Below are 22820 nucleotides of genomic sequence, written 5' to 3'. Positions count from 1 at the left end.
CACAATGCGACGGGCCACCGTCATCGGATCCTGAGTCAGGTGGGTATTCCCCTTGCGGGGCCGGTGGCCGATCAGGCCGGGGGCGCATTCCGCCTCGGCATGGCAGTGCGCGACCTGCGGGCGCGCGTACCAGAATCATCGTAACCCGCGCCACCGGTCGCCGTCGCCAATCTGCGCTAGAGTGGGTCGCATGTCTGTAGTACTACTCCTTAGCTAGCCGCACGGTCAACCGTGTGGCATGCCCCTCCTTGGCTGAGGGGCTTTTGTGTGTCTAGGGGCAATTGATCAAGAGGACAGGGCAACAACAGTGAGCACGCAACCCGACGCAGGGCAACCGGACGAGAACACCTACAGCTTCGCTGACATCGAAGCCCGATGGCCCGCGGAGTGGGACCGGCTCCAGCCGTTCAAGCCCGCCGACGACGGCTCCCGGGAGCGCCGGTATGTGCTGGACATGTTCCCGTACCCCTCAGGTGACCTGCACATGGGGCACGCCGAGGCGTTCGCGATGGGCGACGTCGTCGCCCGCTATTACCGGCAGCAGGGATTCGACGTCCTGCATCCCATCGGCTGGGACTCGTTCGGGCTGCCCGCCGAGAATGCGGCGATCCAGCGCAACGCTCATCCGTCGGAGTGGACCTACACGAACATCGAGACGCAAGCGAATTCGTTCAGGCGTTACGCGATCAGCGTTGACTGGTCCCGTCGACTGCACACGTCCGACCCCGGCTACTACCAGTGGACGCAGTGGCTGTTCCTGCGGTTCTTCGAAAAGGGTCTGGCGTACCGCAAAAATTCTCCGGTCAACTGGTGCCCGAAAGACCAGACGGTGCTGGCCAATGAGCAGGTAGTCAATGGTGCCTGCGAGCGCTGCGGCACCCCCGTCACCAAGAAGAGCCTGAACCAGTGGTACTTCAAGATCACCGATTACGCTGACCGTCTGCTGGACGACATGGACCAGCTGCGGGGCCACTGGCCCGAGCGGGTCCTGGCCATGCAGCGCAACTGGATTGGCCGCTCCGAGGGAGCGCACGTCGACTTCGTGATCGAGGAGGCCGATGGGAAACCCGCCCAGAGCGTTCCCGTGTTCACCACCCGGCCCGACACGCTGCACGGCGCCACGTTCTTCGTGGTGGCGGCAGACGCCCCGTTGGCCCTGGATCTGGTCACCGAGGCCCACCGGGCCGAGCTGGAGGAGTACCGGGAGGGCATCAAGTCCCTGTCGGAGATCGAGCGGCAGTCGACCGAGCGCGAAAAAACCGGCGTGTTTACCGGCCGCTGGGCGATCAACCCCCTGAACGGGGAGAAACTGCCGGTCTGGGCCGCCGACTATGTGCTGGCCGACTACGGCACCGGCGCTATCATGGCCGTGCCCGCGCACGATCAGCGCGACCTCGACTTCGCGAAGGCCTTCGACCTGCCGGTCCGCATGGTGGTGGACACCGGCGCCGAGGATCCGGCGGTCTCAGGGATCGCCACCACCGGCGACGGCACCCTGGTGAACTCTGGCGAGCTGGACGGGCTGGGCAAGGATGAAGCCATTGCCCGAGCCATCGAACTGGTCGCCGAGCACGGCACCGGTGAGCAGACGGTCAACTACCGGCTGCGCGACTGGTTGCTGTCCCGGCAGCGGTTCTGGGGCACCCCCATCCCGATCATCCACTGCGCCACCTGCGGCGAGGTACCGGTCCCGGACGACCAGCTGCCGGTCACGCTGCCGGAGGACCTGCGCGGCGGCGACCTGTCCCCGAAGGGCACGTCCCCGCTGGCCGCCGTCGAGGACTGGGTCAACGTGCCCTGCCCGCAGTGTGCCGGCCCCGCGAAGCGCGACACCGACACGATGGACACCTTCGTGGACTCATCCTGGTACTTCCTGCGGTTCGCCTCCCCTGACACCACTGACGCGCCGTTCGATACCGACGCCGTGAACCGCTGGCTGCCCGTCGGCCAGTATGTGGGCGGCGTCGAGCATGCCATTCTGCACCTGCTGTACAGCCGCTTCTTCACCAAGGTGCTGTTCGACCTGGGACTGATCGGGTTCACCGAGCCGTTCTCGGCGCTCCTGAACCAAGGCCAGGTGCTCAATGGTGGCAAAGCCATGAGCAAGTCCCTGGGCAACGGCGTGGATCTGAGCCAGCAGCTGGACAAGTTCGGCGTTGACGCCATCCGGCTGACCATGGTGTTCGCGTCCCCGCCCGAGGACGACGTCGACTGGGCGGATGTCTCGCCGTCGGGCTCGTCGAAGTTCCTGGCCCGCGCCTGGCGGCTCGGCCTGGACGTCAGCAGTGCGCCCGGCGTCGACGTCTCAGGCGGCGACCGCGCCCTGCGATCGATCACCCACCGGACCGTTGCGGACAGTGCTGCCCTGTTGCAGGGCAACAAATTCAACGTGGTCATCGCCCGCGTAATGGAACTGGTCAACGCCACCCGCAAGGCGATTGACTCGGGCGTCGGGGGCGCCGATCCGGCTGTCCGCGAAGCCACGGAGGCGGTGGCGATCATCCTGAGCCTCTTCGCCCCGTACACCGCGGAGGACCTCTGGAACCGGCTGGGACACCCGGCCTCGGTGGCAACAGCGGGCTGGCCTGCGGTCGACGAGTCGCTGCTGGTGCAGGAGACGGTGGTCGCCGTCGTCCAGGTCCAGGGCAAGGTCCGTGACCGGCTGGAGGTGTCCCCGGACATCACCGAGGACGCGCTGCGGGAGTTGGCGCTGGCCAGTGGCCAGATCCAGAAGACCCTCGACGGCAGGGGAATCCGGACGATCATTGTGCGGGCTCCGAAGCTGGTCAACATCGTTCCGGAGTAACCCATGCGGGCCGACAAAGCAGTGAAGTCTCCAGCGGTGAAGTCTTCAGCGGTGAAGTCTCCGCCGGGACAGCGGGTTCCGGTGCTGACTGAACCACGCCCGTCGGCCGCGGAACAGGAACCACGGAAGCCGGCGAAAACCGGCTCTCCGGCCTGGTCGGCGATGAGGTGGCTGGAGCGGCTGTGGGTTCGTCCGTCGGGAACCCGTGCCGCGCAGGAGGCCGCCGCACCGTCCCGCATCGCTGTGGTGACCGACTCGGCCGCCGCCATCCCGCCGGAGTGGCTGGCTGCCGGGGGTGCAGCGCGTGGTGTCGTCGTCGTGCCGATGCCGGTGATGATCGCCGGACGGATCTTTGGTGAGGGCACCGACGACCTCACGGGGCCGCTGTCCGTGGCGTTGGCCGAAGGCGCCGAGGTGCGCACGTCCCGGCCGTCGCCGGGCCAGTTCGAGAGCGTCTACCGGCGGCTCGAAGCCGACGGTGCGACGGGAATCCTTTCCGTGCATCTCTCGGGGGACCTGTCAGGGACCACCGACGCGGCGCGTTGGGCAGCGGCGGCCGTCTCCATCCCGGTGGAGGTCCTCGACTGCAGGACGGTCGGGATGGCAATGGGTTTTGGTGTCGCGGCGGCCCAGGCGGCGGCGCGTGACGGGGTCGACCTCGCTGGGGCCTCAGCGGTCGCGCGCGCGGTCTGTGATTCGTCGACGCTCAGATTTCTGGTACCCAGCCTGGAGCAGCTTCGCAAGGGAGGCCGGATTGGTGCGGCGGCGTCCATGCTGGGAACCCTGTTGTCGGTGAAACCGATCCTCAGTGTGCAGGAGGGACGGATCCTGCCGCTTGAAAAAGTGAGGTCCCTGCCCAAGGCTACTGCCCGCCTGCTGGACCTGGTGGAAGCTGACCTTGCCGGGAGGCCTGGCGCAGTGGTCGCCTTCCACTACTTCGGCAATCAACCCCAGGTAAAGGAGCTGACACAGCAGCTCCAGGAGCGCCACCCCGAAGTCCGGACAGTCCTCGCGCAACTGCCGGCAGTACTGGCGGCCCACACTGGGCTCGGGGTGATCGCTATCGCCGTGGCGGGGCGGATTGACGACGACGACGCTGAGCCGTCCACTCCCGACTGATTGCCGCTGGGGTTACCCACATACGCGCTCACGCGGTCTACTTCACTAGGCGGTCAATCCTAGGCTCAACCCATGGCCAGACATCGTTGGGCAACCAGCCCACCGCCCCGCGGCGCTTTCGGGTTCCGAGAGGATCCGCCCGGAGCGGCTGGTTCCTCCCGGGACGACGAGACGTTCGAAGCGTTCGGAGCTTTCGACCCGCCGGATCCACCAGCCGGGAGTGGTCGCCGGTGGGCAATTGGCCGCGGCGTATCCTTCGTGGTGCTCGGTCTGGCACTTGCGATCGCCTTCGGACTCTTCGTGCTCAGGGGTGGCCCAGCACCGGAGATCACCTCGGTGGCACTGGATAGTCCGATCGCCGGGCAGCCGACAGCTCCGCCCGCCGCATCCGGTGCAGCAGCCCCCTCGGACGCCACTCCGTCAGGTGCACTGTCCTCGGAAACACTGTCCTCGGGAGCATTGTCCTCGGGTGCACCGCCAGCGGGAGCTCAGCCGGACGGAGCGCCACGCTCGGGGGCTCCGCCGCCGGGGGAGGGGGTGGCCTCCGGGCGGCTGCTCGTTCATGTTGCGGGAGCGGTGACCCGCCCCGGAATTGTTGAACTTGCCTCAGGATCCCGCGTTTTTGAGGCGCTCGATCAGGCCGGGGGAGCACTCCCCGACGCCGATCTCGCCGCGATCAACCTGGCCGCACCCGTCCAGGATGGTCTGCAGATCCGCGTACCCTTGCAGGGCGAAACCCTGGCTCCGGTTGCTCCCGACGGCGTAACCGACGGCGGGTCGTCCGCGAATTCCCTTGGTGCCACCGACGCGCCGGCCCCGGTGAACATCAACACGGCTGGAGTCGACGAACTGGAGACACTTCCGAGGATTGGCCCGGTGCTGGCGGAGCGGATCGTCCAATGGCGTGCCGCCCACGGGGCGTTCAGCCGGCCCGAAGATCTCGACGCAGTGCCCGGCATCGGTGAGGCCATGCTCGCTGCGCTTCTCCCCCTGGTCAGTGTCTAGGCCATGAGACCCCGCCACAGCTGGGCACGGTACGTCCGGGCCGCGATGGAGGGGCCGGACGCCCAACGTGGCGCTCAGACAGGCGGCGCTCAGACAGGCGGCGCTCCGGGAGCGACCGGCACTGTTGGAACCCGCACTGTTGGAACCGGCACTGTTGGAACCGGCACTGTTGGGCCCGGTCGACACACACCGCTCAGCCCGCTGACAAGAAGGCGGACGACGTTTCTGCGGGAGAAGCGGCGGCGGCACAGCCCTTCAGTCGCCGTCGAACCCCGTCACCGGGACTTACGGTTGGTGCCAGCTGCCGCCACGGCGTGGTTCACGGCAGCAGGCGTGACCCGGCTGGACGCCTCTTTCGCATTGCTCGGCGCCGTGGTGTTGGCGACGCTGGCTCTTTGCAGCGCGCTCGGCTGCCTTGCCTCGGGCACGGTGAGGCGGGTGGCGGTGCTGTGCGTGGTACCGCTGGCCATCGCTACCCTGGTCTGCGCGCCCGCTTCAGCCAGCCTTGCCGCACGGACCGCAGGCCCGGTATCAACTGCTGTCCAGGAGCAGTCAACGGTCACCGCTGTTGTGCACGCGACATCGGATGCGACGATGATCAGCTCCGACCGGTTCACCGGATCCTCCCGGTTCCTGGTGGAAGGGACTTTGACGGCTGGAACGCTGGACGGTGTCAGGTTCACGGCGCGCACCCCGGTAGTGGTGATTGGCCCGGAGACCTGGCAGTCGGTCGCCTCGTCTGACTCGGTCCGCACGGCCGGGCGCCTGCTACCGACCAAACCCGGCGACCGGGCAGCCGCACTGCTCATCGCCGCAACCAGCCCGCACGTGACCTCACCTGCCGGCTGGACTACCGTTCCCGCCGAACTGAGAAGTGACTTTTCCCAGCTTTCTTCCCGGCTGACGGGGGAGGGCGGGCTACTACCGGGCATGGTCATCGGCGACCGCAGCACACTGGATGAAAACCTCGAAGCGGATATGCAAACCACCGGGATGACCCACCTGACAGCGGTCAGTGGGGCCAACTGCAGTTATCTGTTAGCTTTCGTTTTTCTCGGTGCCCGCGCGCTCCGACTGCCGCGACTCCCCTCGGCGGTTCTGGGCATCCTTGCCTTGATTGGCTTCGTCATCCTGGTCCGCCCCGAACCAAGTGTGCTGCGCGCAGCCCTGATGGGCGGCATCGGCGTTGCAGCAGTGCTGTCCGGGCGAGGAAAAGTACCCCTGGCGCTCTTGTTACTCACCGTGGTGGTCCTCCTCACCATCGATCCATGGCTGCACGCCTCCTTCGCGTTCATGCTCTCCGTGGCCGCCGCGGCCGGACTAATCCTGTTCGGTCCGGTACTGGCATCCAGGCTGAGCCGTTTCATGCCGCTGCTGATCGCCCAGCTCGTCGCTGTGCCGGTTGCGGCACAACTGTTCTGCGCGCCGATCCTGACCCTGCTGCAGCCAGGCCTGGCGCTGTACTCGGTTCCAGCGAACATCGCGGCCAGCCCGGTGGTGCCGATCGTCACCATCGTGGGGATGGCCGCTGTTGCGTTGATCGCCGTCGCAGAACCGCTGGCAGTGCCCCTGGTCCTGGTGGCCGGTTCGGGTACCGCGTGGGTGGGTGCAGTTGCAACCTTCTTCAGCTCCGCGCCCGGGGCGACCCTGCCGTGGCTGGGCGGGCCTGCGGGAGTGATTCTCACCGGAATACTTTCGGCGACAATCGTGGCGGCGGTGATGTTCGGGCCCCGACGTCGGACTCTTCTTCGAGGTGCAGGCGGGTCGGTGACGCCGAACCCATTACCCGGGCACCACCGGAGCAAAGCTCCTTCCGGTCAGCGCAGGATCGGGGCCCTGCTGTGGCTGGCCGTCGGGTGTGCAGCGGGCCTTGCGGCGGTCGCCCTGTGGCCGCCGGGCCGACACGACAGTGGAATGTGGCATATTGCTTCCTGCGACGTCGGTCAGGGCGACGCCTTCGCCGTCCGGACCGGCGAACGTAGCGTGATCCTGATCGATACGGGCCCCGAACCGGACGCCGTCGACGCATGTCTGGACCGGTTGGCGGTCGACACCGTGGAACTCCTCGTGCTCACCCATCTCCACGCCGATCACTACGGCGGAATCGAGGGAGTGCCACGGGACAGGACAGTGAAAAGAATCCTGTACTCCTCCTCAGAACCGGCACTTCCCGCCACTGTCACCGGGGCCGCCGCGCAGCAAACACCACCCGAGCGGCTCAGCGCGGGCATGACCGGAGAGCATGGCGACGGCGGCTCCTACGGCCGCGTCAGCTGGACGGTGCTCTGGCCAGAAGCCGGAGCACCAGCAGATTCCGAGAATAATTCCAGCGCCGTGCTCGACGTCGTCATCGAAACGGACTCCGCCCCCGCTGTGGCGATCCTGCTGACTGGCGATTTGGAGGAGGATGCGGCGCGTGCCCTGCTGAGCGCCAGCCCCGGACTGGGCGAGCGGGGGATCCAGATCCTGAAGGTGGCCCACCACGGTGCTCGCAACGGTGGGCTCGACCTCGCCCACAGCCTCAAACCACGGCTCGCGATGATCTCCGCTGGTCGGGACAACGACTACGGGCATCCCCACCCCACCATTACCGCCGGACTGGCCGCGGCGGGGATTACCGTGGCCAGAACCGACGAGCTGGGAACGTTTCTGGTCTCCATTGAGGACAACTCGCTCCGCGTCCACCGTTGACCCGGTTGTCCGCTTTGCCGCAGGTCCGGCCCGTGGCACAGTTGACGCTGAGGATTCGTTCCATCCACCAACCATCAGGAGCCACTACGTGACTGCCAGGCCCGCCGCATCCCGCAGGGAATCAGCTGGAAGCCCAGGGCTGCATTGGCGAACCGTTGTGCCCGCACCCGTGGTGCTGCTCAGTGGCCCCGAGGAGTATGCCGCCGGCCAGGCAGTCGAGCGTATTCGTCGCAGCCTGCGGGATGCGCGTCCAGACCTTGAGGACGTGAAGCTGGACGCCGGCAGGTATGAGGCGGGCGATCTCACCATCCATGGGAGCCCATCCCTGTTCGGGGAGGCCAAACTGATCGAGGTGAGCGGTCTCGCCCAGATGAATGACGACTTTCTTCAGGACACGCTGCGCTACCTGGCTGATCCTGCCCCCGATGTCGTGCTGGCGATGCATCACAGCGGCGGTAACCGGGGCAAAAAACTCCTCGATGCCCTTAAGGCGTCGGGGGCAACAGTCGTTGACTGCCAGCCGCTGAAGAAGGACTCTGACAAAACCGACTTCGTTGTCGAAGAGTTCAGGGCAGCGGGCCGGCGGATCGGTGGGGGAGCCCTTCGCTCGCTGGTCGCGGCGGTCGGGTCCCAGCTCGCCGAACTGGCGGCAGCCTGTCAACAACTGATTTCTGATACGGCCGGTGAGATCACCGAGGAGACCGTGGAGAAGTACTACGGCGGCCGGGTCGAAGTCACCGGGTTCAAGGTGGCGGACGCGGCATTGGCTGGCCGTGGAGGTCAGGCGCTCTCAATGCTCCGGCATGCTTTGGCGACCGGTGCTGACCCTGTACTCCTGACGGCGGCACTCGCGATGAAGGTCCGGGCCGTTGCGAAGGTCCATCAGGTGCGGGGGAGCTCCGGTCAGCTAGCAAAAGAGCTCGGGATGGCGCCCTGGCAGGTAGACCAGGCCCGACGCGACGCCCAGCGCTTCAGTTCCGAAGGTCTGGTGGAGTGCATTCAGGTGCTCGCGGAAGCCGATGCCCAGGTGAAGGGCGCCTCCCGGGACCCGGTGTACGCCGTCGAACGCGCGGTCACCACCATTGCCCTCGCCGGCCGCGGCTAGCGGGTCATCACGGCCCGACTGGCCGCTACGGCTGGACAGCCCTTCGACTGACGGTGCGTCAGGCGAAGGGACCCACCGGTTAAACGACAGATGGCCGGCCCGAAGGCCAGCCATCTGGAAATCGTCGAACGATCAGGCTCTGGTTAGAGAGCGTTGACCTTCTTCGAAATCGCAGACTTGTGGTTCGCTGCGTTGTTCTTGTGCACGACACCCTTGCTGACAGCCTTGTCCAGCTTGCGGCTTGCCGACTGAAGAAGGCTGGTAGCAGCTTCCTTGTCAGCTGAGCCGATCGCAGTGTTTACGGCGCGGATGGCCGTTTTCAGCTCGGACTTAACCGAGTTGTTGCGCTGGCGCGCCTTCTCGTTGGTGAGAATGCGCTTTTTCTGGGACTTGATATTTGCCACGTATTTAGAACTCTCTTTGTATTGCGGACTGGTCGTGAGGGTAATTCAGTTCAACCAATGACTGAGCGGCGTGGGGATACCGTGGACGATTGGACTAAAGTGCCCGTCGACCTGCTCGGACACACAGCTGTCTAGATTACCAGAGATGCACGGATTAGTCCCGGCAGCTGGTCTGTTCGAGCGCGGCGTCGCGCGTGAAGAAATCGGCAGTCACCATAATTCAGCCAAGCCGCGCGGCGACACGATCAAACTGCGCCCGGGGGAGTACAGCGCCGATCCGCCGGACATCCGCCGGTGCCAGTTGAATGATCCGGTCGGTCTTCACCTCGCTCGGTCGGCCCTTGACATCCCACGAGCCGGATCCGATATCGACGTAGGCCGGATCCGATAGGCCGGTTCCGTTCCGGTCGCGGCTGGTCAGCATCAGTCCCAGCAGCCTGCCCCGATGGTTACCGATCAGCAGGACCGGGCGATCCTTGCCCTGCCGGTGGTCCTCTTCATAGGGCACCCAGGCCCAGACAATCTCTCCTGCATCCGGGACCTCATCAGCGCGGGGTGAATAGCTGACCTTCGGTGTACCAGTGAAATCACCGGGGTAGGCGGCGGGCGCGCGGGCAGGTCCGGACCGCCGCTTCGGCGGCTGCAGTGCCCGAACGACGGTGCGTGCCAGGCGCAGGAAGGAACGGGAATCGAAGGGCATGCGGTACAGGATACAGTTCGGCCAGTCCCGGCAATTCCAGATCACCCGCCAGCTCGTGGGAGACTGTTAACCGAGGCTGGTTTAACACAACCCGCCCGAGAGGTGGGTTCACCTCGCTCCCAACCCTGTCGTTGTAGTTGAAGCGGTTGCCGCGCAGCAGCCCTCGCAACAGTAAGGAATGTCCAGTGTCACCCAAGGCCCGCACCTCACCGGTGCCCGCCGCCACTGATCCGGCGATCATCAGAAACTTCTGCATCATCGCGCACATCGATCATGGGAAGTCCACCCTGGCGGACAGGATGCTGCAGCTCACCGGCGTCGTCGAGCAGCGTGACATGAAGGCCCAGTACCTGGACCGGATGGACATTGAGCGGGAACGTGGCATCACCATCAAATCGCAGGCAGTGCGACTGCCCTGGGAACTCGACGGCGTCAGCCACGCACTGAACATGATCGACACCCCCGGCCACGTGGACTTCACCTACGAGGTTTCCCGGTCACTCGCCGCCTGCGAGGGGGCAATCCTGCTGGTCGATGCCGCCCAGGGGATCGAAGCCCAGACACTGGCCAACCTCTACCTGGCGATGGAAAACAACCTCACCATCATCCCAGTCCTGAATAAAATTGACCTTCCAGCGGCCCAGCCCGAGAAGTATGCGGCCGAGCTCGCGAATCTGATCGGTGGCGATCCCGACGACGTCCTCAGGGTCTCCGGGAAGACCGGCATGGGGGTCGAGGCGCTGCTGGACAAGATTGTCAGGGACCTGCCGCCTCCTGTTGGTGACCCCAACGCACCTGCACGGGCGATGATCTTCGACTCCGTGTACGACACCTACCGTGGTGTGGTCACCTATGTCCGCGTGGTGGACGGCATGCTGCATCCCCGTGAGCGGATCCAGATGATGTCCACCCGTGCCAGTCACGAGCTCCTCGAGATTGGGGTCAGCTCCCCGGAGCCCACCCCGTCCAAGGGGCTTGGCGTGGGAGAAGTCGGCTACCTCATCACCGGCGTGAAGGACGTGCGGCTGTCCAAGGTGGGCGACACGGTCACCAACCTGGCCAAGCCCGCCCAGGCATCACTTCCCGGGTATGCCGATGCGAAGCCCATGGTCTTCTCCGGGCTGTACCCACTGGACGGTACCGACTACCCGGTGCTCCGCGACGCGCTCGAAAAGCTGATGCTCAACGACGCTGCGCTCGTCTACGAGCCCGAGACCTCCGCGGCGCTGGGCTTTGGGTTCCGGGTGGGCTTTCTCGGGCTCCTCCACCTGGAGATCACCAGGGAGCGGCTGGAACGCGAGCACAACCTCAACCTGATCTCCACGGCGCCCAACGTGGAGTACCTGGTCACGCTCGAGGACAAAAAGATGGTCCATGTGACCAACCCCAGCGAGTACCCCACCGGGAAGATCGCCGAGGTCCGCGAGCCAATGGTTTCGGCGACCATCCTGGCACCCACCGAGTTCGTCGGTGCCATCATGGAGCTGTGCCAGAGCCGGCGCGGGGTGATGGGCGGAATGGACTACCTCTCCGAGGATCGGGTGGAGATCCGGTACCGGCTGCCCCTGGCCGAGATCGTTTTCGACTTCTTCGACATCCTCAAATCCCGGACCCGCGGGTACGGCTCGCTGGACTGGAAGAGCGACGGCGACCAGGTCGCCGACCTGGTCAAGGTCGACATCATGCTGCAGGGCGAACAGGTCGACGCGTTCTCTGCCATCACCCACCGAGACAAGGCGTACGCCTATGGCGTTATGATGACCGGCAAGCTGCGTGAACTCATCCCACGGCAGCAGTTCGAGGTCCCCATCCAGGCGGCCATCGGGTCACGGATCATTGCCCGGGAAAGCATCAGGGCCATCCGCAAGGACGTCCTAGCCAAGTGCTACGGCGGTGACATCACCCGTAAGCGCAAACTTCTGGAGAAACAGAAGGAAGGTAAGAAGCGGATGAAGATGGTGGGACGCGTCGAAGTTCCGCAGGAAGCCTTCATCGCGGCCCTCACCACCGACGAGTCCAAGGACAAGGTCAAGAAGTAGCAATGCCAGGTGCCCTCCCTCTTGGCTTGCCAGCGCCGGAGAGCGGTCTGCTGCCGGAGCAGGCCGCCGTCGGCAGCGCCGGCCGGAAGCTGGGGCTCTACGTCCATATCCCCTTCTGCGCCGTCCGCTGCGGCTACTGCGACTTCAACACCTACACGGCCACCGAGCTGGGTGGGGGTGCGTCGCAAGACCGCTATGCCGCAACGGTCAGCGCGGAACTGGACCTCGCAGCCGGTGTCCTGACCGCTTCCGGGGCCGCGCCGCGCCAGCTCTCGACAGTGTTCTTCGGGGGCGGCACGCCCACTCTCCTCCCCGCTGCCGATCTGGCGACGGTGCTGCGCACCGCCGTCGGCCACTGGGGGCTCGCACCCGGTGCTGAAGTCACCACTGAAGCCAACCCCGATTCGGTGACGCCCGAGTCACTCGCGGTGCTCGCGGAGGCGGGTTTCACCCGGGTGTCGTTCGGGATGCAGTCGGCTGTTCCGCACGTGTTGAAGGTACTGGACCGCACCCATGCGCCCGAACGGGTCCCCCTGGCCGTCCATTGGGCGCGCGAAGCCGGTCTGCACGTCAGTCTCGACCTGATCTACGGCACCCCGGGGGAGTCAGCTGCGGACTGGCAGCAGACCCTCGACGCGGCGCTGTCCTATGGTCCGGACCACGTTTCTGCCTACGCGCTGATCATCGAGGACGGCACCAAGCTTGCGGCCCAGATCCGCCGTGGCGAGGTGCCCGACATCGACGACGACGATCACGCCGAGAAGTACGCCTTGGCCGAACACGCGATGGCAGCCGCAGGACTGGGTTGGTACGAGGTGAGCAACTGGGCCCGCACACCAGCTGACGAGTGCAGGCACAATCTGGCCTACTGGCGTGGCGACGACTGGTGGGGAGCTGGCCCCGGTGCGCACTCGCATCTGGGTGGGGTGCGGTGGTGGAACGTGAAGCACCCCACCGCGTACGCTCAGCGCCTCTCAACCGGGGTCTCACCGGCCGCGGGCCGAGAAATCCTGGACGCGGACACCCGCTACACCGAGGACGTGATGCTTCGCGCCAGGCTGCGCGAGGGCCTGCCAACCCGGGTGCTGCGCCCCGCTGGACGGCTCGCCGTCGCCGGCCTGATTGCCGATGAATTGATCGTTGCCGCAGAAGCCTTCGCCGGGACGATCACACTCACCGGCAGGGGCCGGCTACTCGCCGACGCGGTGGTCCGCAGGCTATTGCCCGACTGAGTCCCTAGCGGAAGAGCCGCAGGTTAAACGCGTACCGGTAGGGGCGACCGCGGTTGACCTGAATCCCGGCAATGACCGAGAAGACGGCGATGGTGACCCAGATCAGGGCGTTGACGACGGCGAACACGCCGCCGACCACAGGCAAAAGGGACAGTAGCCAGGCCACGAACGCCACCACCGTCGGCGGGAAGGTGAAGTTGAACGCCTCCCGCGCTTCCTGGGCGGTGAACGGTCCCCGGTTTTTGAATATCAGCAGGATGAGCAGCGACGGGATGAAACCGAGGATTCCGCCGAAGTGCGACAGGGTTGCCCACTGCCGGTCTTCCGTGGCGGTCAGCGGCAGGGCATTTGCCGGGGCGCCCTCAAATGCGGATTCGGGCTGGCCGTGGCCCTCCTCGGATCCGTGCTGTCCGTGCTGGTCGGCGGGGTTAGACAACTGAACATCCTCTATTGCTTCGGGGCAGCCTTAATCAGGAGCCTTCCGATCTAGGATACTTCGTCACCCAGCAAACGTGCACTGCGGATCAGGTGGGCCCGTCGAAATCTCCGGGAGGGGTCAAGAAATCGATGACTTCCTCGACCCTCCCGAGCAGTGACGGCTCGAGGTCGGAGTAGCTGGTGACGCACCCCAGCAACCGTTTCCAGCCCTGCGCCACCGCTGCCTTGTCGGCATTCGGCCAGCCGAGGCCGGCGAGTATTCCGGTCTTCCAGTCCTGGCCCCGTGGTACCACCGGCCACGCGGTGAGCCCGACGGATGCAGGCTTGATGGCCTGCCACACATCGACATACGGGTGTCCCACGACCAGCACGTTGGCGGCGGCTCCCGGAACCTTCATCGCTTCCTGGGCGATGCGCTGTTCCTTCGACCCCGCTACCAGGTGGTCGACGAGGATACCGAGCCGGCGGTTCGGTCCTGGACCAAAGGCTCGGATCATCCCGGCAAGGTCATCGACGCCGTGCAGCGGCTCGACGACGATTCCCTCAAGACGCAGGTCATCACCCCACACCTTTTCGATCAGCTCAGCATCGTGTTGTCCCTCTACCCAGATCCTGCTGGCCCGTGCGGTCCTTGCGCGGGAGCCCTCCACTTTGACCGACCCCGACGCCGTAACCTTGCGGGCTGGCGCTGCGGGCGCCAGTGCGGGTGCCACCACCTCAACGGGCCCGCCGTCGACGTGGAAGCCGAATCCGAGCGGGAAGGTCTTGAGCCTCCCGCGCCGGTCCTCGAGCACCATGACGTGCATGCCACCAGATTTCTCCACCCGGACCACTGCGCCAACATAACCGCTCTGTACGTCCTCCAGCACCAGGCCCCGGCTGACGGGAACTTTCGGCAGGGGAACCTGGCGGGGGGCTGAGATGTCCTGGGCGCCCCATTCATAACTGGACAAGATTGTTGCTCGCTTCCCGACTCGCCGCTGGACGGTCCGGCCAGGGATTTTCAATGCTAACAATCCCTTCGAACGTACTAGACTTGGCACTTGGGCGTGTCGAGTGCCAGATCTGCCGAAAGAGACAGTAACCGTGTGCGGAGGTGAAAAGTGAGCGAACCACGCAGACTTGAAGTATTGCGTGCCATCGTCGAGGACTATGTGCATTCCCGCGAGCCTGTGGGCTCGAAAGCCCTCGTGGAGCGGCACCAGCTGGGGGTTTCATCGGCCACCATCCGTAACGATATGGCTGTCCTTGAGGAAGAGGGGCTGATCACTGCGCCCCACACCAGTTCGGGCCGCATCCCCACCGACAAGGGCTACCGACTGTTCGTCGACCAGATTTCCGAGGTCAAGCCGCTGTCCGCGGCTGAAAAGCGTGCGATCCAGGCCCTGCTGGAGGAAGCGGAGGACCTCGACGACGTCATGGACCGGACGGTGCGGCTGCTCTCCCACCTGACCAACCAGGTGGCGGTGGTGCAATACCCTCATCTGGGCAGCGCAGCAGTCCGGCACCTGGAGTTCGTTTTGCTCGCGCCCAACCAGGTACTGGTGGTGCTCATAGCGACCAACGGGGCCGTCCAGCAGCGGGTTGTTCCGCTGCCAGAACCGGTGCCTGAGTCGACTCTCGCTGAGGTTCGACAGCACTTTCTTGGTTCCGTCGCTGGCACCAAGCTGACGTCCCTCCCGCAGGAACTCGCACTAGCCGTGGCGGCTCTGTCGTTCCAGCAGCGCAGGGTGGGCACCGTGCTGGCACGTACGCTCGAGCAGCTGGCCGGCATCAACCGGGATGACCGGATTGTGATGGCTGGTACAGCCAACCTGGCCCGATCCACCGTAGACTTTCCTCTGAGCATCGGGCCGGTGCTTGAGGCCCTTGAGGAGCAGGTGGTCATGCTTCGTCTGCTCTCCGAGATGAAGCAGGATGCATTTGGGGTCTCGGTACGAATCGGTCGGGAGAACCCGCACGGCGGCCTCGCTGAAGCCTCGGTGATTGCCACCGGATACGGTCCCGACTCGTTGGCCAAGGTAGGAGTCCTTGGACCAACCCGAATGGACTACCCGACGTCGATGTCGGCGGTGCGGGCGGTAGCCCGGTACCTATCGCGGATCCTGACGGACTAGCCCTGACGTAGCCGCAGCAACGAACTTGTTGAAGAAACAGTCGACCCCATACCGGCAGGGCACCACGCCCTGCAACGGTCAGTGACATAGGAAGTGAAGTGCAGGAGTGAGTAATCACTATGAAGTCCTCGGTGTGAACCGCGATGCGACCGGCGAGGAAATCAAGAAGGCCTACCGCAAGCTCGCGCGAAAGCTGCACCCGGACGTCAATTCCGGGCCGGACGCCTCCGAAGAATTCAAATTGGTGACCCGTGCCTACGAGGTGCTCTCGGACCCGCAGAAACGGCGCGTGTACGACACGACCGGCAACGAGAACGGGACCGACAACGGATTCGGCGGCGGACACGCCGGTCCGGGCTTCGCCTTCCAGGACATTTTCGAAACGTTCTTCGGCGGTGGTGGGGCCAGCGGTCCGCCGTCACGCACCCGTCGCGGCCAGGATGCCCTGATCGCCGTGAGGATCGACCTGGTCGACGCCGTCTTCGGGATCAACAAGAAGATCGACGTCGACACTGCAGCAGTGTGTCCCACCTGCGACGGGTCCTGCTGCCAGCCCGGTACCTCACCCCGAACCTGCGACATTTGCGGGGGATCGGGTCAGGTGCAGCGTGCAGTGCGGTCCATCCTGGGCCAGGTCATGACCAGTGCCACGTGTGGCACCTGCCAGGGTTTCGGCACAGTCATCCCGAGCCCGTGCAACGAGTGCAACGGTGACGGTCGGGTGCGTAGCCGTCGGAGCCTCACCATCAAGGTGCCCGCAGGCGTGTCGACCGGCACCCGGATCCAGCTGGGGGGCCAGGGTGAAGCGGGCATGGGTGGCGGGCCGCAGGGCGACCTCTACGTGGAGATCCGGGTCAACCCGGACCCATCCTTCCTCCGCGAGGGTGACGATCTCCACGTCACCCTGAGTGTGCCGATGACAGCAGCCGCCCTGGGCACCACCTTGAACCTCGCCTCGTTCGACGGCGACCAGGAACTGGGTATCAAAGCAGGCACCCAGTCGGGGGAGATCGTGACTCTTCGCGGGCTGGGCGTGACCCATCTGCGCGGCTACGGGCGCGGTGATCTCAAGGTGCACCTGAACGTCGAGACCCCGCGCAACGTCGACCAGGCGCAGGAAGAGCTGCTGCGTAAGCTCGCCGAACTCCGGGGCGAGGAATTCGTCGAAGGTCAGCTGGCCAGCAACGGTTCAGGGGTGTTCGCGAAGTTGCGGGAGCGGTTGGGTAATCTCTAGGAGTGAGCAACGCACTCTACTTCGGTGACCCCGAGACGCTGGCTGCTGTCCTTCCCGGAGCCAGTTTCACCCTTACCGGGGCCGAGGCCCGGCACGCGGCGACCGTCAAAAGGTTGGCAGCCGGTGAAACGATTGACGTCGCCGACGGCCGCGGGCGCAGGATCGTCGGCGTCGTCACGGCCAGCGCCGGGCAGGAAGTTACCCTCGAGGTACGAACGGTGATCGATGAGCCGGCCCCCGCCTGCCGTCTCATCCTGGTGCAGGCATTGGCCAAGGGCGACCGGGACGAACTGGCGGTCGAGGCGGCCACCGAACTAGGCGTCGATGCGGTTATTCCCTGGCAGGCTGATCGAAGCATCGTCCGTTGGCGCGCCGATAAGGCGCTCAAGGGGCAGCGAAAGTGGGAATCCACGGTGTGGGGCGCCGCCAAACAGTCACGGCGTGCCACCCTCCCTGAGGTGCTACCACTGCACGACAGCGGGTCCCTGGCAGCCCGGCTTACCGGGGTCGACCTCGCTCTGGTCCTTCACGAGGACGCTGAGACTGGTCTCGGGGCGCTGGTCGGACCGCAGGCCGGGACGCCGCCCACCAGCATTGCGGTGGTCGTTGGCCCCGAGGGCGGTATCAGCGGGCGGGAACTGGAGCTGTTCGTGTCGAAGGGGGCACACCCTGTCAGACTCGGCGACCAGGTGCTACGCTCTTCCACCGCAGGCCCCGCTGCCCTCTCGGTCCTCAGCCAGTTGCTGGGCCGCTGGTAGCCAGTTAGGTTCCGCGCTCACGCGGGACGACGAGTCAGGGGACGGGTCGCTGGAGACCGAGCTGCCTACTGCACCACGACGCGCTTGGTATCGGTATCGAGTTCACGGTTCTCTTGGCCGGCCTGCGGACGGTCGAAAACGCTGATCTCGTACTCACCGGGTACCAGCGCGATAGTGAACTCAAATAGTCCGGGGGAACTGGTGCTCGCTTCCAGCCCCACCGTTCCACTCCGGTACGATTCCAACTCGTCGCCGGTCACCTCGTCGATCCGCCAGTGCAGGACCGCGTTCTCTGTTCTGCCGCTGCCGGACACGGTAATCGTCGGCTGGTCACGGACCGCCCCCTGCTGGGGCTCAATGATCCAGATCGGTGCCATCAGCGTCGCGTCGCGCTGCAGCTGGCCCCCAAGTTCGATGTGGCCGAAAGCGGTGTACCCTGCCGCGCCGTCCACCAGCACTACGACACGGCTGGGGTCACCGCCCGAGACTAGTCCCGCGTTGGACGCAGCAGCCGTGGCTGTGTACACGAGCTGCTGGATGGCACGGTAGGCGGCCCCCTGGTCGAGCGGGGTGTTGAAGGCGTCGGCCGAGATGTCGACCGTGATGACGTTGTCCGGGGAGATCGACGCGCTGACAGACTCGGCAGGGGACCACGACCCGAAGTAGTCGGGGTCGGTGGGTGAGTTGGCGGTCATCGCCTGGACTGCGGCCGCGATCGGGTCACCACCCTTCCCGCCGTCCAGGAACTCCCGGTACAGCTGGATGCTTCCGTCATTGTCTCCCAGCCAATAGACGGGGAGCAGATTGCGCAGGGTGGTGGACTCCGTCACTACTGAGTGCTCCGCCGTCGACGGGCCAGCTGACGTGTTTGCCTCTCCAGACAGCGAGGCCGCCGCATCACCGCCAGGGGCCGGCGTGCACCCAGCCAATCCCAGCCCAGCCAGGGCGATCAGCGCGGTGATCGAGAGTGCGCGTCCGGATCGGCGCCGGGCAGCATCGCGTGGGAAAGACCACTCCATTCGCGTCCTGTCCTTTCGCCGTGCCACTCGGCCGGATTCGTGCGCCGCCGAGTAGTGCACTCAAGCCACATTTCCAGCTTCGCATAGGGCAGCAGGCTCCGACCGGGGTTTAGCCAAGTCGTCGCCGGACTGAGACAGTATTGAAACCGGGCCGTTGCCCAGATGAGATCATCTGCTTCCTGGGCGCTCGGCGACACGGCAAAAGCCCCCGTTCCGTCGATGGCGGAATCACTCGGCCGGGACAGGAGGCGGCTAGGCGCGTGACGTAACATGAGAGATGGGCGGTTTGCCGTCACTAACCGATTCAAGGAGAGATGGAAGGCCGCGAGGGCCGATTATATGACCGATTCTTCAGTTGGCATCAGCGCAGTGGGCTTGGACACGAAGGTGGTCCACTTCGATTCGACGGAACAGATGGTTCAAGCGCTCGGAACCAACGATGAGGCGCTCAGGCTGATCGAGAGTACTTTCGTCGGGGTCAGTCTTCACGTCCGGGGTGATGAGTTGTCGATCACGGGCCCAGCCGTCGACGTCGCGCGCACTGAACGTCTCATCTCCGAGATCCGCACCCTCGCCGCGAACAACACCACCGTCAACCCTCAGGTTCTTAAACAGTTGGTGTCCATGTTGAAGGATCAGTCGGTCAGCAGCCCGGCGGATGTCCTCACCATGAACATCCTCTCCTCGCGTGGCAGGACCATCAGGCCCAAAACCCTGAACCAGCGTGACTATGTCGAGGCGATCGACCGTCACACGGTGGTGTTCGGCATCGGTCCTGCGGGCACCGGGAAGACCTACCTCGCCATGGCCAAAGCCGTTCAGGCGTTGCAGCATAAAGAAGTCAACCGGATTATCCTCACCCGCCCGGCGGTCGAAGCGGGGGAGCGGCTCGGATTCCTGCCCGGCACCCTCAGCGACAAGATCGACCCGTATTTGCGCCCGCTCTACGACGCGCTGCACGACATGATGGATCCGGACAGCATTCCCCGTCTGATGGCGGCAGGCACCATTGAGGTGGCACCACTCGCCTACATGCGTGGCCGCACCCTCAACGATGCGTTCATCATCCTCGACGAGGCCCAAAACACCACCCCCGAGCAGATGAAGATGTTCCTCACCCGCCTGGGGTTCGGTTCGAAGATGGTGGTCACCGGCGATGTCACCCAGGTGGACCTGCCCGGCGGGACCAACTCCGGGCTGCGGGTGGTCAGCGAAATACTTCAGGGTGTGCAGGACGTCAGCTTCCGCACCCTCGACGCCTCCGACGTCGTCAGGCACCGGCTGGTGGGCGATATCGTCACCGCCTACAGTGTCTGGGACGAAAACCAGCGGGCCTCAGCTGCCCGGGATCACCGGGGGCCACGCGGCCATGCCGGAGCCAAACCAGCCGGAGGCACACCGTGAGTATCGAGGTCAACAACGAGTCTGGGCTGCCGGCAGACGAGGAGAACCTGATCCGCCTCGGCCGGTTCCTGCTGGACAGTCTTTTCGTGCACCCCGAAGCTGAACTCTCGATCATCCTGGTCGACACCACCGCCATGGAGAAACTGCACATTGAATGGATGGACGAGCCGGGTCCCACCGACGTTCTGTCCTTCCCCATGGACGAGCTCCGCCCGGGCACGGCCGGGAGACTGACGCCCGCAGGTGTGCTGGGCGACGTCGTCCTGTGCCCCGAGGTGGCGCAAGCCCAGGCCGTGAAGGCCGGGCATTCAACCCAGGAAGAGCTGCTGCTCCTGACCACCCACGGTTTGCTGCACCTGCTCGGGTACGACCACGCCGAGCCCGAAGATGAAGCCGAAATGTTTGGCCTGCAGCGGCGACTGCTGGCCGATTACCTGGGCGGAAAAGCGCCCGAGGAGACAGTCAGTTGATCATTTGGCTACTGGCCCTCATGGCCCTGGCGTTTGTTCTGGTCGCAGCGTTGGTCACTGCCGCCGAGGCGGCCTTCAGTTACCTGCCGCGCCAGGAGGGCGAGGAACTGCTGGCCGGCAAATCGGGCCGGGCGCTGGAAGGTATCCTCGCCTCACCGATCGCCCACATGCACGCGCTACGGTTTTGGCGGGTGTGGTTCGAGATGGCCGCGGCAGTCGCTGTCGCGATCCTTTTCCACGACCTGCTCGACAACGTCTGGATCGCCGGGCTGCTCGCGACCGCCACCATGGCCGCCGTCGGGTTCGTGCTGGTTGGCGTCTCGCCACGCCAGCTCGGTCGGACCCACGCCAGCAGGGTGGTTCCGGCGACTGCGGGGCTGGTGAGATTCCTGTGCGGGATACTGGGCCCGATACCGCGGTGGCTGGTGTCGCTGGGTAGCGCCATCACCCCCGGTGCGGCCCGGGCCGAGGCTGCCTTCTTCACCGAGGAGGAGTTCCGCGAACTGCTGTCCCGCGCCAACGATGCCGAGATGATCGAGGACAGCGAAGCCGAATTGATTCACTCGGTCTTCGAGCTGGGTGACACCAAGGTGCGGGCCGTGATGGTGCCGCGCACCGACATGGTCTCGATCGAAACCGGCTCCACCCTGAAACAGGCCATGTCACTTTTCCTCCGCTCCGGCTATTCACGGATCCCCGTAATAGGCGACAGCGCGGATGACATCATCGGGATCCTCTATCTGAAGGATGTCGTGGCACAGCTCCACGGCTCCGAGGGTCGTGACGAGGACCTGGTGGACGCTACCTGTCGCGGCGTGCGCTACGTCCCCGAGTCGAAACCGGTCAGCGATTTCCTGCAGGAGTTGCAGCGGGAATCCACCCACGTCGCCATTGTGATTGACGAATACGGCGGAACGGCAGGGCTGGTCACTCTCGAGGACCTGATCGAGGAAATCGTCGGGGAGATTGTCGATGAGTATGACTCGGAGGTCCCGGAACTCGAACAACTGGGCAACGGCGAGTACCGGATCAGTTCACGAATGGGAATCGACGACCTGGGCGAGGTCTTCCACGTAGATCTTGAAGACGACGAGGTGGACACGGTTGGTGGACTGCTCGCCAAGACACTGGGGCGGGTCCCGATCGTGGGCAGCGAGGTAGCTGTCGGCAGTATCGGCCTCCGCGCCGAACGTGTCGAGGGGCGCCGCAACCGGGTCTCGCACATTATTGTGTGGAAACGGGAACCAGTATTTGACGACGACGGCAGGGACCGGAATCCCGCACAACTTCAAGGACACGGCGGAATATCATGAGCGAACAGAAGCACCGGGCCGGGTTTGTTTCCCTGGTCGGCCGGCCCAATGCAGGCAAATCGACGTTGACGAACGCGCTGGTCGGCCAAAAGGTGGCCATCACCTCGTCGAAACCCCAAACCACCCGTCACACCATCAGGGGGATCGTGCACCGCGAGAACTCCCAGCTGATCCTCGTCGACACGCCGGGCCTGCACCGGCCCCGCACTCTCCTGGGTCAGCGGCTGAACGACCTGGTCGCGGACACCCTGGCCGAGGTGGATGCCATCGGATTCTGCATTCCCGCCAACGAGCCGATCGGCCCGGGTGACAAGTTCATCACCTCGCAGCTTTCCCGGCTGCAGCGGAAACCGCTGATCGCCGTCGTCACCAAAACCGACCTGGTCGACCGGGCCGCCCTGACCCGCCAGCTGATGGCAGTTGTCGCCCTGGGCGAGGAAGTATTGGGGGAACAGGGCTGGGCCGACGTCGTCCCCGTATCGGCTGCCGACGGGTTCCAAGTCGAAACGGTCGGCGACGTATTCGTTTCGCACATGCCGGAATCGCCAGCCCTGTACCCGGACGGCGCGCTCACCGACGAGCCGGAAGCCGTGATGGTCGCTGAATTGGTGCGCGAGGCCGCCCTGGAGGGTGTCCGGGACGAAATGCCGCACTCGCTCGCCGTGGTGGTGGACGAAATCGTCCCGCGGGAGGGTCGCAGTGCCGACAATCAGCTCCTCGACGTTAGGGTGAACCTGTTCGTCGAACGTTCCTCCCAGAAGGCGATCATCATTGGGAAGGGCGGTGCGCGGCTCCGCGAGGTGGGTACCAACGCGCGCCAGAGCATCGAAGCCTTGCTGGGCACCCGAATCTACCTCGATTTGCACGTCAAGATTGCCAAGGACTGGCAGCGCGATCCCAAGCAGCTGGTGCGCCTGGGCTTCTGACCGGGCACTACCCGGCCGCGACGGACGTTGTCTGGTAGTG

General features: G+C 65.2%; 19 protein-coding genes. 14 read left to right on the top strand and 5 right to left on the bottom strand.

All coding sequences use genetic code 11. From position 1 onward, the window contains the following. Positions 1-307: 307 nt before the first annotated feature. The 5 genes from leuS to holA all read left to right on the top strand — a co-directional run bounded on the left by leuS (position 308) and on the right by holA (position 8726). Positions 308-2806 (top strand): leucine--tRNA ligase, encoded by a 2499-nt coding sequence (gene leuS, locus ABD059_RS16480; RefSeq protein ID WP_343882017.1) that lies wholly within the window; start codon positions 308-310, stop codon positions 2804-2806. Between the two features lie 3 nt (positions 2807-2809). Further along, the gene (locus ABD059_RS16475; RefSeq protein WP_343882015.1) at positions 2810-3925 is read left to right on the top strand and encodes a DegV family protein; all 1116 of its coding nucleotides are present in this window, start codon (positions 2810-2812) and stop codon (positions 3923-3925) included. A gap of 72 nt (positions 3926-3997) precedes the next feature. Then, positions 3998-4930, top strand: coding sequence for a ComEA family DNA-binding protein (locus ABD059_RS16470; protein WP_343882013.1), 933 nt, complete (start codon positions 3998-4000; stop codon positions 4928-4930). A 3-nt stretch (positions 4931-4933) separates the two neighbouring features. Next, complete coding sequence (locus tag ABD059_RS16465) at positions 4934-7621, top strand: ComEC/Rec2 family competence protein (protein ID WP_343882011.1); 2688 nt, start codon at positions 4934-4936, stop codon at positions 7619-7621. An 88-nt stretch (positions 7622-7709) separates the two neighbouring features. Further along, positions 7710-8726, top strand: coding sequence for a DNA polymerase III subunit delta (holA, locus tag ABD059_RS16460; RefSeq protein ID WP_377959691.1), 1017 nt, complete (start codon positions 7710-7712; stop codon positions 8724-8726). A gap of 143 nt (positions 8727-8869) precedes the next feature. Here holA and rpsT read toward each other — a convergent pair whose 3' ends face one another. Next, positions 8870-9130, bottom strand: a complete 261-nt coding sequence (rpsT, locus tag ABD059_RS16455) for a 30S ribosomal protein S20 (protein ID WP_019482781.1) — start codon at positions 9128-9130, stop codon at positions 8870-8872. A 220-nt stretch (positions 9131-9350) separates the two neighbouring features. Further along, complete coding sequence (locus tag ABD059_RS16450) at positions 9351-9830, bottom strand: type II toxin-antitoxin system PemK/MazF family toxin (protein ID WP_343882009.1); 480 nt, start codon at positions 9828-9830, stop codon at positions 9351-9353. 185 nt (positions 9831-10015) lie between these two features. Between ABD059_RS16450 and lepA the strand changes: the two genes are divergently transcribed. Beyond that, positions 10016-11869, top strand: a complete 1854-nt coding sequence (gene lepA, locus ABD059_RS16445; RefSeq protein WP_116777831.1) for a translation elongation factor 4 — start codon at positions 10016-10018, stop codon at positions 11867-11869. A 2-nt stretch (positions 11870-11871) separates the two neighbouring features. Then, positions 11872-13101 carry a radical SAM family heme chaperone HemW gene (gene hemW / locus ABD059_RS16440; protein WP_343882005.1) on the top strand — a complete coding sequence of 410 codons (1230 nt, stop codon included), beginning with the start codon at positions 11872-11874 and terminating at the stop codon, positions 13099-13101. A gap of 4 nt (positions 13102-13105) precedes the next feature. Here hemW and ABD059_RS16435 read toward each other — a convergent pair whose 3' ends face one another. Then, positions 13106-13537, bottom strand: a complete 432-nt coding sequence (locus ABD059_RS16435; RefSeq protein WP_343882003.1) for a DUF4870 domain-containing protein — start codon at positions 13535-13537, stop codon at positions 13106-13108. Positions 13538-13625: 88 nt separating this feature from the next. Then, on the bottom strand, positions 13626-14492 hold the full coding sequence (locus ABD059_RS16430; RefSeq protein WP_343882001.1) for a DUF3097 family protein: 867 nt from the start codon (positions 14490-14492) through the stop codon (positions 13626-13628). A 150-nt stretch (positions 14493-14642) separates the two neighbouring features. Here ABD059_RS16430 and hrcA point away from each other — a divergent pair, with 150 nt between their 5' ends. From hrcA to ABD059_RS16415, 3 genes are all read left to right on the top strand, one after another. Continuing rightward, complete coding sequence (gene hrcA, locus ABD059_RS16425; RefSeq protein WP_343881999.1) at positions 14643-15656, top strand: heat-inducible transcriptional repressor HrcA; 1014 nt, start codon at positions 14643-14645, stop codon at positions 15654-15656. Positions 15657-15762: 106 nt separating this feature from the next. Beyond that, positions 15763-16890, top strand: coding sequence for a molecular chaperone DnaJ (gene dnaJ / locus ABD059_RS16420; RefSeq protein ID WP_343881997.1), 1128 nt, complete (start codon positions 15763-15765; stop codon positions 16888-16890). 2 nt (positions 16891-16892) lie between these two features. Beyond that, entirely contained in the window at positions 16893-17648 is a 756-nt protein-coding gene (locus ABD059_RS16415) for a 16S rRNA (uracil(1498)-N(3))-methyltransferase (RefSeq protein ID WP_343881995.1), read from the top strand. A gap of 65 nt (positions 17649-17713) precedes the next feature. On the opposite strand, the gene ABD059_RS16410 is transcribed toward ABD059_RS16415, so the two are convergent. Further along, positions 17714-18667: a GerMN domain-containing protein gene (locus tag ABD059_RS16410; RefSeq protein WP_343881993.1), complete on the bottom strand. Its 954-nt coding sequence runs from the start codon at positions 18665-18667 to the stop codon at positions 17714-17716. A 339-nt stretch (positions 18668-19006) separates the two neighbouring features. Here ABD059_RS16410 and ABD059_RS16405 point away from each other — a divergent pair, with 339 nt between their 5' ends. From ABD059_RS16405 to era, 4 genes are read left to right on the top strand one after another with little or no spacing between them, the layout of a single operon-like run. After that, positions 19007-20071 (top strand): PhoH family protein, encoded by a 1065-nt coding sequence (locus ABD059_RS16405; RefSeq protein ID WP_343881991.1) that lies wholly within the window; start codon positions 19007-19009, stop codon positions 20069-20071. Continuing rightward, on the top strand, positions 20068-20541 hold the full coding sequence (ybeY, locus tag ABD059_RS16400) for an rRNA maturation RNase YbeY (RefSeq protein WP_343881989.1): 474 nt from the start codon (positions 20068-20070) through the stop codon (positions 20539-20541). Before ABD059_RS16405 ends, ybeY begins: the two co-directional genes overlap by 4 nt. Positions 20542-20561: 20 nt before the next feature. Further along, positions 20562-21854 carry a hemolysin family protein gene (locus ABD059_RS16395; RefSeq protein ID WP_377959701.1) on the top strand — a complete coding sequence of 431 codons (1293 nt, stop codon included), beginning with the start codon at positions 20562-20564 and terminating at the stop codon, positions 21852-21854. After that, positions 21851-22780 (top strand): GTPase Era, encoded by a 930-nt coding sequence (gene era, locus ABD059_RS16390; protein ID WP_019482768.1) that lies wholly within the window; start codon positions 21851-21853, stop codon positions 22778-22780. The genes ABD059_RS16395 and era overlap by 4 nt, the downstream gene beginning before the upstream one ends. Positions 22781-22820: the final 40 nt, after the last annotated feature.

This window comes from Arthrobacter flavus (genome assembly GCF_039526005.1).
Classification (GTDB): Bacteria; Actinomycetota; Actinomycetes; order Actinomycetales; family Micrococcaceae; genus Arthrobacter_D; species Arthrobacter_D flavus.
The sequence above is the reverse complement of the archived record's forward strand: the minus strand, read 5'-3'. Positions and strand labels throughout refer to the sequence as shown.

Excerpts from the sequence above, each read along its gene's own strand:
- ABD059_RS16475 (WP_343882015.1), top strand. The coding sequence starts at position 2,810 with ATGCGGGCCGACAAAGCAGTGAAGTCTCCAGCGGTGAAGTCTTCAGCG.
- ABD059_RS16470 (WP_343882013.1), top strand. The coding sequence starts at position 3,998 with ATGGCCAGACATCGTTGGGCAACCAGCCCACCGCCCCGCGGCGCTTTC.
- ABD059_RS16465 (WP_343882011.1), top strand. The coding sequence starts at position 4,934 with ATGAGACCCCGCCACAGCTGGGCACGGTACGTCCGGGCCGCGATGGAG.
- ABD059_RS16450 (WP_343882009.1), bottom strand. The coding sequence starts at position 9,830 with ATGCCCTTCGATTCCCGTTCCTTCCTGCGCCTGGCACGCACCGTCGTT.
- hemW (WP_343882005.1), top strand. The coding sequence starts at position 11,872 with ATGCCAGGTGCCCTCCCTCTTGGCTTGCCAGCGCCGGAGAGCGGTCTG.
- ABD059_RS16410 (WP_343881993.1), bottom strand. The coding sequence starts at position 18,667 with ATGGAGTGGTCTTTCCCACGCGATGCTGCCCGGCGCCGATCCGGACGC.
- ABD059_RS16405 (WP_343881991.1), top strand. The coding sequence starts at position 19,007 with ATGACCGATTCTTCAGTTGGCATCAGCGCAGTGGGCTTGGACACGAAG.
- ABD059_RS16395 (WP_377959701.1), top strand. The coding sequence starts at position 20,562 with ATGGCCCTGGCGTTTGTTCTGGTCGCAGCGTTGGTCACTGCCGCCGAG.
- era (WP_019482768.1), top strand. The coding sequence starts at position 21,851 with ATGAGCGAACAGAAGCACCGGGCCGGGTTTGTTTCCCTGGTCGGCCGG.